General features: G+C 42.2%; 1 protein-coding gene. It reads right to left on the minus strand.

All coding sequences use genetic code 11. The features are described 5' to 3' along the window. Positions 1–206: cadherin-like domain-containing protein (locus H4J75_RS20560; RefSeq protein WP_182223088.1), on the minus strand; the 206-nt coding region annotated here is incomplete at both ends.

Genomic DNA, 206 nt, shown 5'->3' on the forward strand with positions numbered 1-206 from the left:
GTCTGTGTATCACCTGCACCGTCAGTAACAATGTAAGTAATTACAGGAACAGCACCGTTGAAATTGTCATTAGGTGTAAAGGTATAACTACCATCGGTATTTAAAGTTAACTCACCTTCAGTGAGGGTAACGGTGTCACCTGCACTATATGTATTACCACCAACAGTAAAACTCGTTACGGTTAGTGGACCGTCTGCTGTTTCAGC

This window comes from Colwellia sp. BRX10-1 (assembly GCF_014077545.1).
Taxonomy (GTDB): Bacteria; Pseudomonadota; Gammaproteobacteria; order Enterobacterales; family Alteromonadaceae; genus Colwellia_A.